The organism is Verrucosispora sp. ts21 (assembly GCF_002879555.1).
GTDB lineage: Bacteria > Actinomycetota > Actinomycetes > Mycobacteriales > Micromonosporaceae > Micromonospora > Micromonospora gifhornensis.
The window spans coordinates 1-17050 of record NZ_PNOZ01000042.1; the positions used below are offsets into that span (position 1 = coordinate 1).

Below are 17050 nucleotides of genomic sequence, written 5' to 3' on the forward strand. Positions count from 1 at the left end.
CACCGCACCCCTGAAAACCAGCTAACCAACTGTCCATCAAACCCGGGGCTTGACATCCAATCTCCGCCGCCACCGGCCCGTACCAGCCGATCGCCCCGGCCGTGTGAAGGGCAACGAACGTGGCATCCTCGCCCAACCCGGCTTCGGTCGTGACGACGCGGACAGCCCGAATCCTGGCTACCATCAGCGCTTCCGTTTGGCTAGTAGGGCCTCGGACGCCGAGGTAACGCCGGCGACATCGAACCCGGCGTGCGCCGCCAGCCTCTCCTGTGGCATCGGGATCGACGGCTCGGCCCAGCCGATTACGTCAACGTCGCGGTTCAGCCGACCCCCGAGCAGCCCCCAGATCGCGGCCGCGTGCCCTAGCGTCACGATGAGGACGGCGGCGTGACTTCCGAGGTAGTGATGCAGGTCCGGGTCTGCAAGCGCCGCCAGGTCGTGGACGTTGACCACCCGGATCCGAAAACCAGAGCAGCTGCGGATCCCCGCAACGGCATCGGTGACCACCGCCGCAGCCAGATCGCCGGCGCACACGAGCGTCAGGTCTGGCTCGCCCTGGTCGCTCAGGTGGTGCCAGACCGCCAGGCCGCAGTGACGCTCTTCATCGATCGTCTCCCGGGGGTGGGTCATGGTGGCGTGCTTGCCAGCGACGATGACGTTGACGCGCCCCGTTGACCGTAACGCCTCATCGAGTGCGACAGCGACCCGGCCTGAGTCGGCGGGTGTGAAAACGCGTACGGCCGGGTCGCCCGTCGCTAACAGCGCCGTGATCAGGGAAGGGTCTCCGTGGCTGTACACGTTGTGCCAGCCATACGAGGTCAACAGCAGGTTGATGCTCGGCAAGGCATGCTTGATGAGCCGCCGTTGCTTGAGCTGCCCGACCAATCCGGTCAGCAACAGCGAAGCGAATGCCTCGTACGAGACAATCAGGCCGCGATGGCCTGCCGCCGTCCACCCGGCAGCCCAGCCGAGGAGCACTTCCTCAGCAAGCACCTCATGCGTCCAAGCTTCGCCCTGCAGGTCGCCGAGCCGGTTCGACCGCAGTTCGTCCGGGCTGAAGACCTTGAGGTGGCCGGTTGCGGCGTGCGCCCGCAGAACCGCGGTTACCTCCGTTGCGAAACCCCTGCCCGCTGCCGCTGGTGACGGAGGCAACGGCGGGGTGTCCGGTACCACGCTGCCAACGTCAATGAGATCCAGCGCGGACGCGAGCGCACCAAGGGGACGAGCGTCGGCGTCGAACAGTTCGCTGGGCCGGTAGGACGACAGCCAGGCACGCAGCGCCGCCAGCTGACAGGGATCGCCAGTGAGGTTTGTGAGCGGTGTTTTGTGCTCCCCAATGGGGCCGGACCAGCCCTTCACGCAGCGTAGGAATACCACACGCTGTGCCCCATTTGCGGTTGCCTCGACGCCGGCCACGAGGACCCGGTGAAACTCGGCATGCTCGACCAAACCGGCGCCTGTCCCAACTTCTACGACGACCGGCTCCCAGCCCAGACCGCGTGCGTAAGCGCTCACCTCCTCGTCGCTCATGCCACCCAGCAGCGACGGGCCGCCCATTCGATGGCCGTTGAGATGGACGACCGGTAGCACCCTGCTGCCGGATAGCGCGCGGTGTGCCAGCCAGGACGCCGCTGCGGTCGGTGTCTCGCATTCACCGTCACCGATGATCGGCACGACGACACGGTTCGGGTGGTCCAGCGCCAGGCCCTGGGCGAAGGCGAACGCGCCTCCGAGCCACCCGCCCATATACGCACCGGCCGGCAACTCGGGATGAACCTCCGAGCCGAGCGCGTCTCCGTCCGGGAACGCCGCAGCCAGCGCCGCCAGCCCATCAGCGTCGCGCCCGTACCGTGGATCCATTTTGGCGATGTCGCCAGTCATCCAGGCCAATGCACGCTGGACGACACCAGCATGGCCGGCTCCCAGAATTGGAACTAACTGCACACCGACGCCGCAGCCTGCGGTGAGGCCGGCATGCGCTAGCACCCAAGCCGTGCCGGGCACTGTGCCCCAATGACCTGCCGGGCGCGGCTTAACGTCGGACTCGTCAAGGCAGTCGACAGCGAGCACGTTCGACCGAAGGTGAAGCTGTGCAACCGACAGGTACGTGAGCGCCCGCCAAAGGGCATCCGCAAGATGGGCGAAATCCACCGACACTTCAGACTCTCACCAGTCGTTCGCCAGCAAAGGTGAAGTACCACAACGGCCGGTAGCACTCCCACGCCTGCGGCCGCAACCCACGCCCACCCAGAATCTGTTCGATCGATGCCCTGGCTTGCAGATAGAACTCCAACTGTTCGGCGCCCGGCGTCCGCAAACCCGCCATGATCGAGTTGTGGGCCTGGTACACCTGGAAGTTGGGGAACTCGGTCACGTGTTCGCCGAGTGCGGCCACACCGGCTCGCATTTCGGTGAGTGGATCGAGGCCCACGATGTAGGTAAACGAGGTGCCGAGTCCCGCCTGGCGGGCCCGACGAAGTAGGTCGGGCATGTCGACCCGCCGGAGCTGTGCCTTGCTCGCCTTCAACAGCAGGTCACGCCGGGTGAAGCACTCGGCCGTCAACCGCAGCACGAACGGCGCGACGCGAGCAGCAAGATCGGCGAAGGCGACGTCGGACTGGATGACCGACGTCAGGAAGCCGATCCGGGCGCCGATACCCTGTGAATCGAGCGCGGCCCGCAGGCCTACCAGATGAGCAACGGCGGCGTCTTCCCGCTCGAAGCACCCGGTCGAGACAGTCACCTCGCGGAGTTCGCTCAAGTTCCGGCGCGGGTGCTGCTCGACCATTGCCGCCAGCAGTTCGGTGAGCTCCCGCTCCTCCGAGAAACGTGGGTCAGCGGCGGCTTCCAGCGTGTTCGGGCAGAACGCGCAGCCCACACAGCGGCTCCGGGCGTTCGGGTTCAACGTCGCGGCCCTGCCGCCATCGCGGAAGTAGCCTCCAACCGCCTCGTCGGCATCGATCCGCTGGACCGTACCAATACACTGCTGTCCCAAATGCAGATCGTGATCCACAAGACGGAACGGCGACCCTGCCGCGTTCAGCGGCACGATCACCTTCCATGAAACCCTCGCCACCGAGGCAATTGTTACGCCCACTCGAGCTCGGTGCTGACAGTTATCCGACGAGATTCCGTATAGGTTCAGCGCGATCAGTACAGCATCCTCGACTGGTACCTCATAACGAGCGGCCAGCCTGGCTATCTCATCCATCTCCAGCTTGGTGTTGGGCGTCGCTATAGGCATCCGAACCTGCCTTCGAATCGTGGACCAAGTCCCGCATGCATCGTGGGTCGGCGGAACTCCGCGGGTCTCCCACGAGGCCAGCCTGACAACCAAACCCCCTTGCTTGCGTCGATCTCTAAGGATCGGCAGTTTTACGCCGACGTGGGTGCCGGAGGCGGTCGGCGAGCCTGCGCGGTCGCGGTAGCCGTTGCCTTACGCCGACGGCCCCTCGCGCAGTTGAGCTGGGCGACCCGCGGAATTAAGCCTGACAGTTCTGAGAACTGACTCGACATCATCCTGATGCAGCACGTCTCGCCATGCCGCCCCATGTCCATCGACGAGAGCCGCTCAAGTCTCTCGAAAACATGGCTCGCTGTCGACCCCCATGGTGGGGGGCCACGATGGGGGGTAGCGGTCGCCGCTGCGGCAAGGATCATTTGAGGCACCGGCGCTTTCGGTAGGGCGCCGGACCGACTTGTCGCCAGCGACATAAAGTGATGGCATATCGATCAGAATCGTTCAGTTCGACGGGAGGTTGTCGTGGGCGTCCAGGTCGATCCGTCTTGGTGGACGTCGGGTGTCTGGGAGGGTCGACCGATCCGCGACTTCCTGGAGCGCCGTGACGTCGCCGCCACTTTCCGATTCCTGCATGCCCGTGGGGTCTCCTACGGCACCATCGCCGCGTTGGTCGGCGTGTCCGCGAATCGAGCCGCCGAGATCACCAAGGGCAAGCGTCAGGTAACGGCCTACGACGTCCTCGAACGCATCGCGGTCGGACTAGGTGTTCCCCGAGTCTGGATGGGCTTGGGCCAGGACGGGACGGGTGCGAGGCCCTCGATTGACGGGGAGGTGGAAGGTTCAGCGGACTTCCCACCAGTCGGGCGACCAGCAGGTGGCCCGCCCGATGAAGCGATCAACGCGCTCGCCCGGCTTCGTACCGGGCTGGACGAGGCGCTCGCCTCATCGACCGTCACTCCGCGACAACTTGATCTAATTGAGGAAGCGGCCGGCGAGCACATGCGGATCTATCCGGCAGCCCCGCCTGGGGTGATGCTGTCGCGGCTGGCCGCCGAGTGTGTCGAGGTGCAAATTCTGTCCCGGCGCAGACAGCCGGCGGCGGTTCAGGCACGGCTCTCCGGCACGGCGGCTCTGCTGGCGACCATGTGTGCCGACGCGCTCATGCGGCTTGGGGACGTCGACGAGGCACGCCTGTGGTATCGGACGGCGATCCACGCGGCAGATGACAGCTCGGACAGCCGGCTACGAGTGCTGGTCCGCGCCCAAGCGGCGATGCTGCCCTACTACTTCGGTGACCCCAGGCACACGGTCGTCCTGGCGGAGGCAGCGCTGGCGGTCACCGCGACGCCGTCGTCCTCAGCGGCGCTTGCTGCGGCGGGACGCGCCCGGGCGCTGGCCCGGCTCGGATCGGCCGAGCAAGCGCGGCAGGCGATCGTCCAGGCCCGGCAGTTGTTCGAGCAGGTCGGCGATGATGACAGTGACACCGCCTTCCGCTTTCCGGTGAAGCGCATGTTGTTCTACCTCTCCGGAGCGAGTACCTGGCTGGGCGACACGAGCGAGGCCTACCGGGTGCAGGACGAGGCACTGCGCCTCTACGGGCCGTCGCCTTCGGTGCCGATTGATCCTGCTCTCCTCGCGCTCGACCGATCGATGTGCCTGGTGCGTGACCGACGAGCGGCAGAGGCCGCAGCGTCGGCGCTCGACGCCGTCGCCACCCTGCCCGAGACACAGCGCACGGAGATCGTCCTGACGAGGGCCAGCGACGTGGTGTCGGCGATTCCGGCGAGACATCGCGGCAGCGAGACCACCGAGTTGACGGACTATGTGCGAGCCTGCCGGGAGCGCGCCCGTACGCTTGCTGCCGGAACTGCCGCGATCGATCCCTAGGGGCCCCATGTTCGTCGAAGCGCGAACACGTCCGGCGCTCGCCGAGGTGTGTCGTCGCCTGGAGTTATCCGACGCCGACGCTGTCCTGATCCGGCATCACACGAACGCGGTATATGCGGTCGGCGACGTGGTGGTCAAGATCGCCCCGGCGGAATTCGGCGTGGAGCGCATGAGCGCCGTGGTGGCCGTCGTGCGGTGGCTGGTCGGTCAGGGGTTCCCGACTGTTGGCCTCAGCTCGCGCCTGCCACAGCCCCTGCTGGTGGGCGAGCATGCTGTGACTGTCTGGCAGCGGCTCGATCCGGCGAACGACGCTCCGGTCACTATGGCCGAGTTGGGTACTCTGCTCCGGCGGTTGCACGCCCTGCCGGCTCCTCCGGTGAGCCTGCCGACCTTGGAGCCGGTGGACAGCATCCGGCGGTCAGTGCAAAGGTCGTCCATCCTCACCGCGAGGGACCGTGACCTGCTGCTGAAGCGTCTCGAGCCACTCGCGTCACGCTGGCGCGAGATGAGCTTCCCTCGGGGCGCGAGCCTGATCCAGTCCGATCCCCAGACGCGCAACGCACTACGCCGCTTCGACGGCACGCCAGTACTTGCCGACTGGGACGGCGCCGCCGTCGGTCCGCGGGAATGGGACCTGGCCACCGTCGCCGTGCACTGTCGCCGGTTTACCCCACCGGGCCCTGCCGCCTTCTCTGACTTCACCGCTACATACGGCTGGGATGTCACCTCGTGGCGCGGCTTCGAGGAGTTGTGCCAACTCCGCGAACTACAGATGATCGCCACCAACGCCCGCAAGTCCCGTCCCGGCACTGATGCAGAGGCCGAGGTGCTCCGCCGCATCATCGCCCTCAGACGGGGCGACCAGGACATCGTCCAGTGGCGCATCCTCTAACCTCCCGGGCCGGCTTGACGGTCGGGCAGTCAGAGCCCTCCGCTGGGACAGCCGTTCCGCCTTCAGTCGTCGGCGATACAGACCATGGGGCCGGGCCAACCAGCCTGACGTCGAATGTCACGGAGGGGGTTGCTCGTCGGCGTCGAGCCGACCCAGTGTTCGGCGGACATGCGCCTTGAGAAGTGGCTCTGCTCGCTGGATCGCCCGATGAACGGGGCTCTGCGGAGGATACCGGTGGAGGATTTCCTCGATGCGCTCGGCGAGCTCGAGACGTTGTCCCCGCGGTCCGACCGTGAGGTCTGCAGTGACGAGCGCGTCCATCAGGGGTCCCTCTTCGAGCGGAAAAACCGCGAGTTGGTCCGCCAGGCCGCGCTCAGCCGCTTCGATGCGGGCGCAGGTGTGATGGGCGACCAGCCCGACTAGCCGCAGCGGGTAGCCGTTACGTCTCAGGTATCGGGCGCCGTCGAGGGAGTGTAGGCCGGTGTCCACAAGGTCAGGCGCATAACCAACGTCGTGTAGCCAGGCGGCTGCCACCAGCAGGTCACGATCGGCCGGCACCACCGTGCTCGTCAGTTCCGTGGCCCGCTGGCCGACACCCTGGACGTGGGCCCAACGCTGGGCCATTTGTGGGAAGTCGAGCAGACGAGCAGCAAGATCCTTGGCGGTGGCCGTTAGGTCAGACACCCTCCGAACGTAGCCGCACAGCGGGCCGCCGCCCTACCAGCTCGGCGAGACGCTTGGGACGTCCCCGGGCCGGGAAACGCCCTCCGACGTCAGCCGATGTACGGCGCGGTCCGACCGTCGAGAGCGTGGTCGATACGCAGTCGCATTGAGGGATGGATGTCCAACTGGTCGAGTTCGGTGGGATTTACCCAGCGAACGTGACGCGACTCGCTGGAGGTCCTCAGATTCCCACCGACGGGTCTGGCGGTGAAGCACAGCGAGAATTGCTGGCGCACCTCACCGTCGTCGTAGGCCATTACATGGTGGGGATTGGTGTACGTGCCGACCAGGCCCGTGACCTCCACCTCGACGCCCGTCTCCTCGCGCACCTCCCGCACTACCGTGTCGGAGATCGACTCACCGATGTCGTGTCCGCCGCCAGGAAGAGCCCACAGGTTGTTGTCGGTGCGGTGGATCATCAACAACTCGCCGTGCTCGTTACGAACCGCCGCGACCACCGACGGCACCACGCTGTTGGCCTTGGGGGCGTCAGGGTCGTTGAAGAAGTCGCGGCGTGGCATCCGTCATCTCCCGTCGAACGCGGCGATCACCGCGTTGATGTCCGAGGTGCGCTTCGCATGGCTCCAAACCCGGTCAAAGCTGGTGAGGTAGTGGTCAACGACTCGGCCGCCAGGCACGCGCCGTAGGTGTAACACCGGGTTGTGAGCGGCGGTAGATCCATACACGTGGGTGTTGACCAGCATGGTTTCGTCCACCCGGAAGATGGACGCGTACAACGTCGTGTCGTGCAGCCGGACCTCCACGCCAGGGATGGCCAGGATGGGCTCGTAGTAACGCAGGCTCAGCAGCACCCGGTGGGCCAGCCCAACCCCGAAGCCCTCTTCGTCTCCCCGGCGACGCACTGCGACACCGTTCGGGTCGGCCAGCAGGACCCGTATTCGGCAACCTTGGCGGGCTCGCTCACCGAGTTGGGTGATGTCGTGAAGCTCGGGCAGAAACAACCCGGCGAAGACGAGGATGTCGACCGACTCCCGCGCCTGCTGGATCAGCGACCTCCACAGCTCTAGCGGCACCGCCGACCTGGACGGATAGAACTCGACCATCTCGGCACGCCCTGCGGACACCGTCCTGAGATCGTCCACCACCGACGGCCACAGATATGTCTCGTCTACACCCAGCAGGTCTGCAGCAGCAACGCGGTGAGCGCGGTGCGGAACGCGATCGCGGGTGATCCAGCGCTCCACGGTCTTCGGATCGACCCCGAGCAGCTCTGCGCAGCGCTGAGTAGTCAGCTCTCTTGCTGACACGGCTCCCCGCAGACGCTCGTTCGGCATCAGAGGCCGAGAGCTGACGAGGGACGCATAGGGGCGTTTATACCCCCTTCGAGACGTCCGCGAAAGTCCCTGACCGGCGGTGGCCGGATCCCCACGATCAGCGATCGGATGGCGGGGGCGCGGTTGGACGCAAGTAAGCCGCACATCTGTCATCGCAGAGGCTGACTCGCAGCAGCTCTCGCGTTGGCATCACAGCACGTTCGGGGGAGGACGCCTTGACCGCGATGGCCCTGAACACCGGCACCACCACGACCGCTGCGGTTAGGGGACAGACCACGAGGTATCCGGAGTGGCAGGCCAACGGCCAGACCGATCCGAGCTGGTGGATCGACGGGCACCTCGGGGGCCGGTCACTTGCCGAACTGCTGCGTCAGCGTGACATCGGGTCTCTGTTCCGCTTCCTCAAATCGCGGGGATGGAGCCAGGCGGCGATCGCCGCAGCCACCGGAACCACGGAGAACCAGGTTCGAGCGGTCATTCAGGGGCGCCAACGAGTCACCTCCTATGACGTGCTCGAACGGATCGCCGAAATGAATTGCTGCGCCATGTTCACGACGAAGATCCGGTCCCGCAAGGACCGGTACTCACCCCAGGCCGGAGGAAGACCATGACGACCACGCTGCTCCGCACGCACGGGCGGCCAGCAACCAGACCCGCCCGACGGCCGATGAGCAGGGCGGAGTGGGGCCGCGTCGGCGGAATGGCCGCCGTGGTGATCGGCCTGCACCTGCTCGGCTGGGGCACCTTGGCATTGCTGGTCGCACCCCAGCACTACATCGTCGGCACCCAGACGCTCGGCCTCGGTGTGGGATTCACCGCCTACACGCTCGGCATGCGGCACGCCTTCGACGCCGACCACATCTCCGCCATCGACAACACGACGCGAAAGCTCATGCACGAGGGGCAACGACCCCTGTCCGTCGGATTCTTCTTCTCGCTCGGCCACTCCAGCGTGGTCTTCGGACTGGCGCTGCTGTTGTCGCTCGGCCTGAGGAAATTCATCGGGCCCGTCCAGCAGAACGACTCCGCGCTCCACCACTACACCTCACTGATCGGAACGTCGATCTCCGGTGCCTTCCTCTACCTCATCGCCATCCTGAACGCCGTGATCCTGGTCGGAATCATCAAGGCGTTCCGTGCGATGCGCTCGGGCCCCTACGACGAGGCCGGCCTGGAGCAAAACCTCACGAACCGGGGTCTCATGAACCGGGTGTTCGGCCAGTTCACCAGATCCATCACCAAACCCTGGCACATGTACCCCCTGGGAATCCTGTTCGGGCTGGGCTTCGACACCGCGACGGAGGTCGCCCTACTCGTGCTCGCCGGCACCGCCACCGTCGCGGGGCTGCCCTGGTACGCCCTGCTCTGCCTGCCAGTCCTGTTCGCGGCCGGGATGTCCCTGCTGGACACCATCGACGGATCGTTCATGAACTTCGCCTACGGCTGGGCCTTCTCGAACCCGGCCCGCAAGGTCTACTACAACCTGACCGTCACCGGGCTGTCCGTGCTCGTCGCGGTGCTCATCGGCACCGCTGAGCTGCTGTCGGTGCTGTCCGGACAGCTCGGCCTCTCGGGCGGGTTCTGGTCCTGGAACGCGAACCTCGACTTCAACACCCTCGGGTTCGGCGTCGTCGGCCTCTTCGTGATCACCTGGGCGGTGGCCATGCTGGTCTGGCGGTACGGGCGCATCGAGCAGAAGTGGTCCCCGCAATCGGGCACTCTCACGGACAACAACAGCTGACCCTCTGATGGTCATACGGTGCCTGCGAGCGCGATGGCGGGTGGACGGGACCGTCCAACCCGTCCGCGGGCTGCGCTGACCGCAAACGCCGCCCAACTCCCCCGTTCACCTCAGACAGCGTGTCAACCTCACATGCCAGGCCAGGAGCGCCGGCTGTCAAATGCCCAGGTAGGGCAGCTGCCCCCGTCGGAACCGCAGCCGCTACGCACCCCACCAGTCGCGCTGGTCATCGTCTCGCACGCGGCGACCCGCAGCAGCGGCTCTGTCGACGCAACGCCGCCTCGCCAGCCGGGTGCAGCGCCTCAGCCACCAACCGAAGCCCCAGCCCGATTGTCGACCTGATTGACGGACACCGAGCAGAACATCTCAAGTCCCGACCTCGGACACCCGCAGGTCGGCGCCGGCGCTCAACGTTCCGCCGACGAGGGGCCCCGCTCCGTCTCCCGCACCCGCCCAGGCCGGGTCGCCAACCCGGCCAACGGCGACCCGGCAATCGGCACCCGTTCCCCGGCTCACCCAAACCGACCGCCGCCGAGGCGAGGCCCGACTCTCGAACAGCTAAAGGAGCGGGTCGCGGACGAGACCATCAGGCGGACCCGAAGGATCAACACGCCCCACGCGACTCGGACGTAGCGAGCACCCCGTCGAAGGCCACCAGCGCAATCGGCGAACCTGCGGGGGTACGTTGCGATACACCCGGCACTGACACCCAGGACGGCGTGCTCGAAGTCGACTCCTCCGATCACCGCCCAACTTGCCCCCGGCGTTGCTTTACACAGGCGAACGCGGGCCGCCCCGGAAGTACCCGCGGCTGGCCCGCTGCCACAAACTGCCGCCGACCGTCGTCTGCCGCAACTACTCAGTGGCAGCGCCCGGCGGCTCAGCCACAGCCGGGAAGCCCCTCCACCGTTGGACGTTCGGCAGCGCCGGCGCCACCCAAGCCCGCTGGAGCGGGCCGGGGGTCACCGGGCGATCGGGACCACGTACGGGAAGGAGTCGGAGCGGGCGTCCTTCGTTGTGTCCGGGGTAAGCCCGGAGTTGATGCCCGTGTTGACCACGAGCGACATCATCACCTCAGCGACGTTGTCCGCCATCGTCCGCCCGTTGACCTTCGCGAAGCCGTAGTTCGCCGGCGTGCCCACCTCGTAGGACAGCACGTCCGGGTAAACCCACTTCGCCACGCTCCAGCCGTACGCCTGCGGGTCTTTGGATGTGCCGCCAGCAGCTACGGCGCCGGCGACTGCCTTAGCGATCTCGGCGCCGTCCTGCTTCAAGTCGTCGCTCGGGTGACGAGTGTTCGCCGGGTTCGAGAAGTCGGTGTCGTGGGGCCAGAAGATAGGCCACATCATCGGGTGGCCGGCCCGGTTGATCTGCCGCCAGCCACCGGCATCGGTGGCAAGCTTGGTAACAGCCCACACACCGATGGTCGTACCGTCAGAGAAGGCCGATTCCTCGATAATCTCCAGGACGATCGTATCGACGGTGGTGTTGGCGAAACTGTTCTTCGCCTGCTCCGGCTTCCACGTCGACCGGTCCAGCTTCGTACCCTTGGCGACCGCGCCGTTGACGGTGGCGAGCAGATCCAGGTCGACGTAGAACGGGTCGGTGATCCGCCCAGCCCACACCCGCAGACGCTGCCCGGCCGCCACTTCCTCGCCCGTGCGACCCTGGGCCACCACTAGGCCCGTTGCGGCGTCGTCACGCGCTTCCGCGCCAGTCAGGACGGCGACGGTCAGATCCTGCCCCTGGCCGTCGAACTCGCCAAAGGTGACCCGATAGGTCAATTCCTCCTTCGTCGATCCGTTGATGAGGAGCTTGAACTCGTACCGGCCCTCGTGATGGAAGCCCGGCTGGAGGTCGACGTTCGTGACCGAGCTGTTCACATTCATCACCAGCACAGTCCCCCGCTCGCCGGGGAAGACATACAGGTCGTCAAGGTAGAGCTGGCCGGTCTGGGCGGCGTGCGGAGTGTCAAGGTGATGCGACATCGTCGGCTCCTGAGAACTGCGGCGGCAAGACAGGCCGAAGCTAATCCAAGGACCAGCGGCAAACGGTCGTTTCGCGGTATTTCAACCAGCTGTCACCCATGGGTGGATTCGGCTTGTTGATCTTCCAACCGGGGCAGATGCTCTCCGCAGGCACCATCGCGCGGCTTGTGGCCGGGCAACTCCCGACACCGGTGGAGCAACAACGTGGACGACTCCGTTGTCAGTCATCTAACCGCGACTTGCATGCGGACCGACGAGCGCGCCAGCATCGGCCATGGCGAATCGGGCAAGTTTCCGGGCCGCTGACACCGTTGACACTGTGGTAGAGCTGCCTCCCCGCAGCTCGGGACAGATGCCCGGCATAACGAGGTCGCTCGTCGGCTCGTCGAGGCAGTCAGGCCGATCCACGCTTCGGTGGTTGATATCGTCTCTGGCACCGGTGCGGTCAGTGCCCAGGGTTGGGAAGTGCGCATCGATGGGTATCATGTGCCGCGAAACGCTCGTCAGACGGGTCTCGACGGAACTGAGCAACTCCGGCTCGGCTCCACGCAGCGTGTGGACCGGTGACGCGATGGACCACGACGCGGCCGGCTAGGCCAGTGTCATCCCGGGTGCCGGCATCGTGACGCCGGGCGCGACGGCGGCGTACGCCCCGACCACGCGGTACATCGGCATGACCGGGACCGACCCACAGGCACGCCCGCCAGCGCCTTCGACGTCTACGCCGCGGGTAACTGGGTGATGAGCCGGTTCAACGTCGACGTGCCGGCGGGTGGCTCGTACACCCTCACCCGCAAGCTCGTCGTCACCCCGGGCACCGACGCGGTCGGCATCCTCGACGGCGTTCTCGCGCCGTAACCCACACGCGCCCCACCACACGGGGCCGGCCCGATTCCCACCGGGCCGGCCCCGTGCAGGCATTCAGCGACTCAGGAAGTTGCCGCGGGGCGCCGGACGAACAGCACCGTCGGGACCACCATGACGAGCAGGACGACGCCGCCGACGAGCCAGCCGAGGTGAAGGGCGTCGGTGAAGGCTCGCGGCGCGGCCAGGGAGAGTGTGTGTGCCAGCGGGGCCGGGAGTTGACCCGTGCTGCCGCCATGTGCGGCTCCCGCGACGACCGTTTCGGCCGTGTCGGACGGAACTCCGGCCGTCACGAGCTGCTCGTGCAGGTACTTCGGGAAGCGGGTCGTCGCCAGGGTGCCGAGGATGCTCGGACCGAGCACGCTGCCCAGCTGGCGGAACATGTTGACCGAGCCGGCGGCCATGCCGGCCTGTAGCGGTGGCACGCTGTTGACGGCGGCGGCGGTCGACGGCGCCACCAGCAGCGCCGAACCGACGCCGGCGGCGACCAGTCCCGGCCACATCGACCCGTACCCACTGAACGGGCCGACCGTCACCAGCGCGAGGGCCCCGGCGCCCATGAGGACGAGCCCCGCGGCGAGCACGGGAGCGATGCCGACGCGGCGGGCCAGGCGTCCGGCGAGTGCGCTGACCGCGACGTAGGGGACGAACATGGGGAGCATCTTCACCCCGGCCTCCAGGGCGCTCGCGTGGGCGATCCGTTCCAGGTAGAGGACCGTGAGCAGCGAGATGCCAACGAAGCCGAACATGGTGGCGGCGCTGATGGCCATCACGGTCGCGAACGAGGCGCTCTTGAACAGCCGCAGGTCCAGCATGGGGTCGTGGTGGCGGAGTTCGAGCCGGACGAAGGCCACCAGCGAGACGGCGAAGACCACGTAAGCCACGATGATCGTAGGGCGGCCGTAGCCGCTGGCGCCGCCCTGGATGATGGCGTAGGTCGCCGAGGCGATCGCGATGGTGCCCAGCAGCACGCCGGCGGGATCGAGTCGTCGGGTCGGGTGCTTGCTCTCCGCCACGAACAGCGGGGCGAGCACGAGGGCGAGCGCCCCGAGGACGAGGTTGGTGAGGTAGACCGTGTGCCAGGGGGCCTGGCCCAGGAGCGCGCCTGCCGTCAGCGGCCCGATCGCCAGCCCGAGGCCGGCGCAGCTGGCCCAGACGCTGATGGCGCCGGCCCGCTCGTGGTGGTCGGTGAAGGCGTGACTCACGATCGACAGGCTTGACGGCAACACAGCCGCCGCGCCGAAGCCCATCACGGCCTGGGCCGCGATGAGCAGACCCGCGTTCGGGGCGGCGACGGCGAGCGCGCTGCCGAGCGTGAAGAGAGCGACGCCGTAGCAGAAGACCCGCCGCCGCCCGAGCAGGTCGCTCAGCGTGCCGGCGGAGAGGACCAGGCTCACCACGGCAAGGCTGAAGGCGCTGCTCACCCAGACCAGCGTGCTGGCGGACATGTGCAGGTCGTCCTGTATCGGGGGCAGTGCCGAGATCGTCGACGACACGTTGACGAAGGTCATCATCACGCCCAGGCAGACGACGATGAGGGCGAGCCATCGTCGCCGTGCCTCGGTCGTGGGCGCCGGGTTGGGCGCTGCCGCGGTGTTAGGCTGGCTAGTGGAAACCATAGCCAGAACGGTAGCACCCCTGGCTATGCAAACGTCTAGCCAGAGGGGGTGTGGTAGCCATGACACAGCCCGCCGGGCCGGCCGGGCCCGACACCGACGCCGTCATCGCCCTGACCGGCCGCTTCGCCGATCGCGACGCGTGGCAGGCGGAGGGCTGGTGCCGCATCGAGCACGCTCTGGAGCTGATCGGCACCCGGTCGGCGATGATCCTGATGCGCGAGATCTACTACGGTGGCCGGCGCTTCGACGAACTGGCCCGGCGTACCGGCCTGACCGAGGCGGTGGCCGCCAAGCGGCTCAAGCAACTGGTCGCCGACGGTATGCTGCAGCGACGGCCTTACCAGGAGCCGGGCAAGCGGACCAGGTACGAGTACGTCCTCACCGAGCTGGGCCGAGAACTCTTCCCCGTGCTGGTAGCCCTGATGCAATGGGGTGAGCGGCTCGGCCGCGACGGCGGCGTCGAACTCGTGCACGCCGGCTGCGGGAGCCCGCTCGGCGTCGTCGTGAAGTGCGCAGAGGGGCACGAGGTGGCACTACCCGACACCGCGGCTCGGCTGGTGACGGACGGAAACGGCACCGACCTCCCATAAGTGGACCGGCTCTCAAGGCCAGCTAGGGATGCCCGCGGTCCGGCCACCAACCACGCGCATCCCTTCAATGAAGTGCTTGTGAAGCCGGGTCTCGGCGGGTCAGCTCGATCGCGACGAACCCGAGGCAGACTGCGGCCAGTGCGGCGAGGGCGCTCAGCACCGGTCGTTGAGCGGTGGCAAGTGACACGGACACGTCCCAGGTGATCCGCCCGGCCGCGTCGGCGAGAGACCTGCAGCAGGGCGTCGACATCCTCAAGCGGGCCACGGCTTTCTTCGCGAGGGAGACCCGGTGAACGTGTATCCGTTCATCGAGGCGGAGCAGGCCGGCAAGCACAACGTCAAGCGCGCGTGTGAGCTGTTGAAGGTCTCCCGGTCCGCCTACTACCAGCACGCCCGCGGCGAGCAGTCCACCCGCGCCCGCGTCGACGCGCAGCTCACCGAGCAGATCATTGCCGTGCACGCGGCCTCGAACGGCACCTACGGCGCTCCCCGCATCCACGCCGAACTGGCCGCCGTCGGACGGCGGCACGGCCGCAAACGCATCGCCCGCCGGATGCGTGAGGCCGGCGTACGCGGCAGGAGCCCACGCCGCTGGAAGACCACCACCATCGCCGATCCGAACGCCTGGCAGCGGCCGGACCTCGTAGAGCGGGACTTCACCGTCGATGCGACCGCGGTAGACACCCGCTGGTGCGGCGACATCACCTACATCAACACATGGGAGGGCTGGCTCTACCTGGCCACCGTCATCGACCTGGCCTCCCGCCGCGTCGTGGGCTGGGCGGTGGCCGACCACCTCAAGACCGACCTGGTCGACGCCGCTCTGTCCGACGCCCTGCAACGGCGCCGACCCGCCGACGGTCTCGTCTTTCACTCCGACCGCGGCTGTCAATACACCAGCGCCCAGCACGCCCGCCTCGCCAAGCGGCACGGCGTACGCCTGAGCGTGGGCCGGCGCGGGCAGTGCTGGGACAACGCCGTCGCCGAATCGTTCTTCTCAACCCTGAAAACGGAACTGATCCACCGGCAGGCCTGGCCCACCCACAAAGCCGCCCAGCAGGCAACATTCGAGTACATCGAAGGCTGATACAACACCCGTCGCCGGCACTCCAGCCTCGGCTACCTCAGCCCCGCCGCTTATGAAGGCGGCACCACCATCAGCCTGCTACCTGCTCTCAAGGTAGCCTAAAGATCAACTTATCGACCCTGTCCGTCGAAACTGGTCAAGCCCAGAAGCTGCTCCGGCCTGGCCGTCTCCGGCGCCGATGTCGCCTTCCTCGACCAGCACCGGGAGGGTGGACGGTACCGCTGGGACATTCGTCGAGCCCGCCGAGACAGCAGGGTCGTGGTCGAAAAGGAACGCGAGCAGCTGCTGCTGCCAGACGGCCGGCGACCGTCAGGTTGGGCGCGTGGAAAGGTCGGCCGTGACGAGATGCTGTGGCTTCAGGTCGACGGCGATCGCCGGCGTTGGTACCGCTACGAGATCGATGCTTAGGTCCGCCACCCCCTAGGCATCCGAACTGATCGGCCGTGCCCCGACCGGGCATCACCCTGCGTGACGCTCGTCAAGTGAAGCTCGAAACACGGTCTTGCCGGATAGCCGGTCGCCGGTACCGCACCAGCCCAGCGCCTGGCGCGGGCGGCTTCTAACCTGCTGCTGCCCGATCGGATTTGGGCTGGCCTTGAGGTGTCTCAGGCCAGACGGATATCGGTCAGGTGTGTGTCAGGCGTTCGGCATGGTCTGCCTCTTCGGGGGTCACCTCGCTGGGCCCGCTGGACCGAAGCCGCCAACGGGTGACCGTCTCGTCCGGGCCTAGCAACTCTCCGCGGGACAGGGTGTCGTTGATGCGCTGGCGTACCAGGTCCTCGGCGTCCGGCTCGGCGGCGAACAGTGTCCGGAGGTGGACCAGGTCGCCGACCCGCTCGGTCTGGGTGTGGTGTGCCGCCAGCGGGCATGGCGGTTGATGGTCCCAGTGACCGCAGAGCCCGACGGTTATGGCCGCTCCCGGCGCCCGGATGTCGCCATCCGGCTCCAGCACGAGGACCGCCTCGTGCACGAACGCTTGGCGCATGGAGGCCAGTATGCCGGGCCCACGTTCTCTGGCCGAGCCCGGCCGCCGATCGTGCATCGCCGTCCGGGTCGCGTCCGCGTCCGGTCCGTCGGCCGGCTGCGGCGCACTCAGGGCGCCGTAGTTCGACGGTTGGCGCCC

Annotated in this window: 14 protein-coding genes; 6 read left to right on the top strand and 8 right to left on the bottom strand. The window is 67.2% G+C overall.

Going from position 1 to position 17050, the window contains the following annotated elements:
- Positions 1–183: 183 nt before the first annotated feature.
- Both C1A38_RS18785 and C1A38_RS18790 read right to left on the bottom strand, forming a co-directional pair.
- A complete protein-coding gene (locus C1A38_RS18785) occupies positions 184–2157 on the bottom strand; it encodes a phosphoketolase family protein (RefSeq protein WP_353505525.1) in 1974 nt (657 codons plus the stop codon).
- 1 nt (position 2158) lies between these two features.
- Entirely contained in the window at positions 2159–3244 is a 1086-nt protein-coding gene (locus C1A38_RS18790; RefSeq protein ID WP_199180250.1) for a hypothetical protein, read from the bottom strand.
- A gap of 519 nt (positions 3245–3763) precedes the next feature.
- Between C1A38_RS18790 and C1A38_RS18795 the strand changes: the two genes are divergently transcribed.
- Both C1A38_RS18795 and C1A38_RS18800 read left to right on the top strand, forming a co-directional pair.
- A complete protein-coding gene (locus tag C1A38_RS18795; RefSeq protein ID WP_102659084.1) occupies positions 3764–5128 on the top strand; it encodes an NsdA family TPR-like regulatory protein in 1365 nt (454 codons plus the stop codon).
- Positions 5129–5135: 7 nt separating this feature from the next.
- Complete coding sequence (locus tag C1A38_RS18800) at positions 5136–6020, top strand: phosphotransferase family protein (protein ID WP_102659085.1); 885 nt, start codon at positions 5136–5138, stop codon at positions 6018–6020.
- 117 nt (positions 6021–6137) lie between these two features.
- On the opposite strand, the gene C1A38_RS18805 is transcribed toward C1A38_RS18800, so the two are convergent.
- From C1A38_RS18805 to C1A38_RS18815, 3 genes are all read right to left on the bottom strand, one after another.
- A complete protein-coding gene (locus tag C1A38_RS18805) occupies positions 6138–6704 on the bottom strand; it encodes an HD domain-containing protein (RefSeq protein ID WP_233196899.1) in 567 nt (188 codons plus the stop codon).
- Between the two features lie 89 nt (positions 6705–6793).
- Complete coding sequence (locus C1A38_RS18810; RefSeq protein ID WP_102659087.1) at positions 6794–7264, bottom strand: NUDIX hydrolase; 471 nt, start codon at positions 7262–7264, stop codon at positions 6794–6796.
- 3 nt (positions 7265–7267) lie between these two features.
- Entirely contained in the window at positions 7268–8038 is a 771-nt protein-coding gene (locus C1A38_RS18815; protein ID WP_233196900.1) for a DUF5919 domain-containing protein, read from the bottom strand.
- Between the two features lie 224 nt (positions 8039–8262).
- Between C1A38_RS18815 and C1A38_RS18820 the strand changes: the two genes are divergently transcribed.
- Both C1A38_RS18820 and nicT read left to right on the top strand, forming a co-directional pair.
- A complete protein-coding gene (locus tag C1A38_RS18820) occupies positions 8263–8649 on the top strand; it encodes a helix-turn-helix domain-containing protein (RefSeq protein ID WP_146017581.1) in 387 nt (128 codons plus the stop codon).
- A gap of 56 nt (positions 8650–8705) precedes the next feature.
- Complete coding sequence (nicT, locus tag C1A38_RS18825) at positions 8706–9779, top strand: Nickel transporter NicT (protein WP_102659088.1); 1074 nt, start codon at positions 8706–8708, stop codon at positions 9777–9779.
- A gap of 962 nt (positions 9780–10741) precedes the next feature.
- Here the strand turns inward: nicT and C1A38_RS18830 are convergent.
- On the bottom strand, positions 10742–11767 hold the full coding sequence (locus C1A38_RS18830; RefSeq protein WP_102659089.1) for a DUF4331 family protein: 1026 nt from the start codon (positions 11765–11767) through the stop codon (positions 10742–10744).
- A 929-nt stretch (positions 11768–12696) separates the two neighbouring features.
- A complete protein-coding gene (locus tag C1A38_RS18835; RefSeq protein WP_102659090.1) occupies positions 12697–14250 on the bottom strand; it encodes an MFS transporter in 1554 nt (517 codons plus the stop codon).
- A 59-nt stretch (positions 14251–14309) separates the two neighbouring features.
- On the opposite strand from C1A38_RS18835, the gene C1A38_RS18840 reads away from it, so the two are divergent.
- Positions 14310–14840 carry a winged helix-turn-helix transcriptional regulator gene (locus tag C1A38_RS18840; protein ID WP_102659091.1) on the top strand — a complete coding sequence of 177 codons (531 nt, stop codon included), beginning with the start codon at positions 14310–14312 and terminating at the stop codon, positions 14838–14840.
- A 289-nt stretch (positions 14841–15129) separates the two neighbouring features.
- The gene (locus C1A38_RS18845) at positions 15130–15927 is read left to right on the top strand and encodes an IS3 family transposase (RefSeq protein ID WP_102659092.1); all 798 of its coding nucleotides are present in this window, start codon (positions 15130–15132) and stop codon (positions 15925–15927) included.
- 625 nt (positions 15928–16552) lie between these two features.
- Here the strand turns inward: C1A38_RS18845 and C1A38_RS18850 are convergent.
- Positions 16553–16912, bottom strand: coding sequence for a hypothetical protein (locus C1A38_RS18850; RefSeq protein WP_102659093.1), 360 nt, complete (start codon positions 16910–16912; stop codon positions 16553–16555).
- Between the last annotated feature and the right edge of the window lie 138 nt (positions 16913–17050).

What these genes read in the sequence shown, in the direction of transcription:
- C1A38_RS18790 (WP_199180250.1), bottom strand. Translation starts at nt 3,244, where the DNA reads ATGCCTATAGCGACGCCCAACACCAAGCTGGAGATGGATGAGATAGCC.
- C1A38_RS18800 (WP_102659085.1), top strand. Translation starts at nt 5,136, where the DNA reads ATGTTCGTCGAAGCGCGAACACGTCCGGCGCTCGCCGAGGTGTGTCGT.
- C1A38_RS18810 (WP_102659087.1), bottom strand. Translation starts at nt 7,264, where the DNA reads ATGCCACGCCGCGACTTCTTCAACGACCCTGACGCCCCCAAGGCCAAC.
- C1A38_RS18815 (WP_233196900.1), bottom strand. Translation starts at nt 8,038, where the DNA reads ATGCCGAACGAGCGTCTGCGGGGAGCCGTGTCAGCAAGAGAGCTGACT.
- C1A38_RS18820 (WP_146017581.1), top strand. Translation starts at nt 8,263, where the DNA reads ATGGCCCTGAACACCGGCACCACCACGACCGCTGCGGTTAGGGGACAG.
- nicT (WP_102659088.1), top strand. Translation starts at nt 8,706, where the DNA reads ATGAGCAGGGCGGAGTGGGGCCGCGTCGGCGGAATGGCCGCCGTGGTG.
- C1A38_RS18830 (WP_102659089.1), bottom strand. Translation starts at nt 11,767, where the DNA reads ATGTCGCATCACCTTGACACTCCGCACGCCGCCCAGACCGGCCAGCTC.
- C1A38_RS18835 (WP_102659090.1), bottom strand. Translation starts at nt 14,250, where the DNA reads ATGGTTTCCACTAGCCAGCCTAACACCGCGGCAGCGCCCAACCCGGCG.
- C1A38_RS18840 (WP_102659091.1), top strand. Translation starts at nt 14,310, where the DNA reads ATGACACAGCCCGCCGGGCCGGCCGGGCCCGACACCGACGCCGTCATC.
- C1A38_RS18850 (WP_102659093.1), bottom strand. Translation starts at nt 16,912, where the DNA reads ATGCGCCAAGCGTTCGTGCACGAGGCGGTCCTCGTGCTGGAGCCGGAT.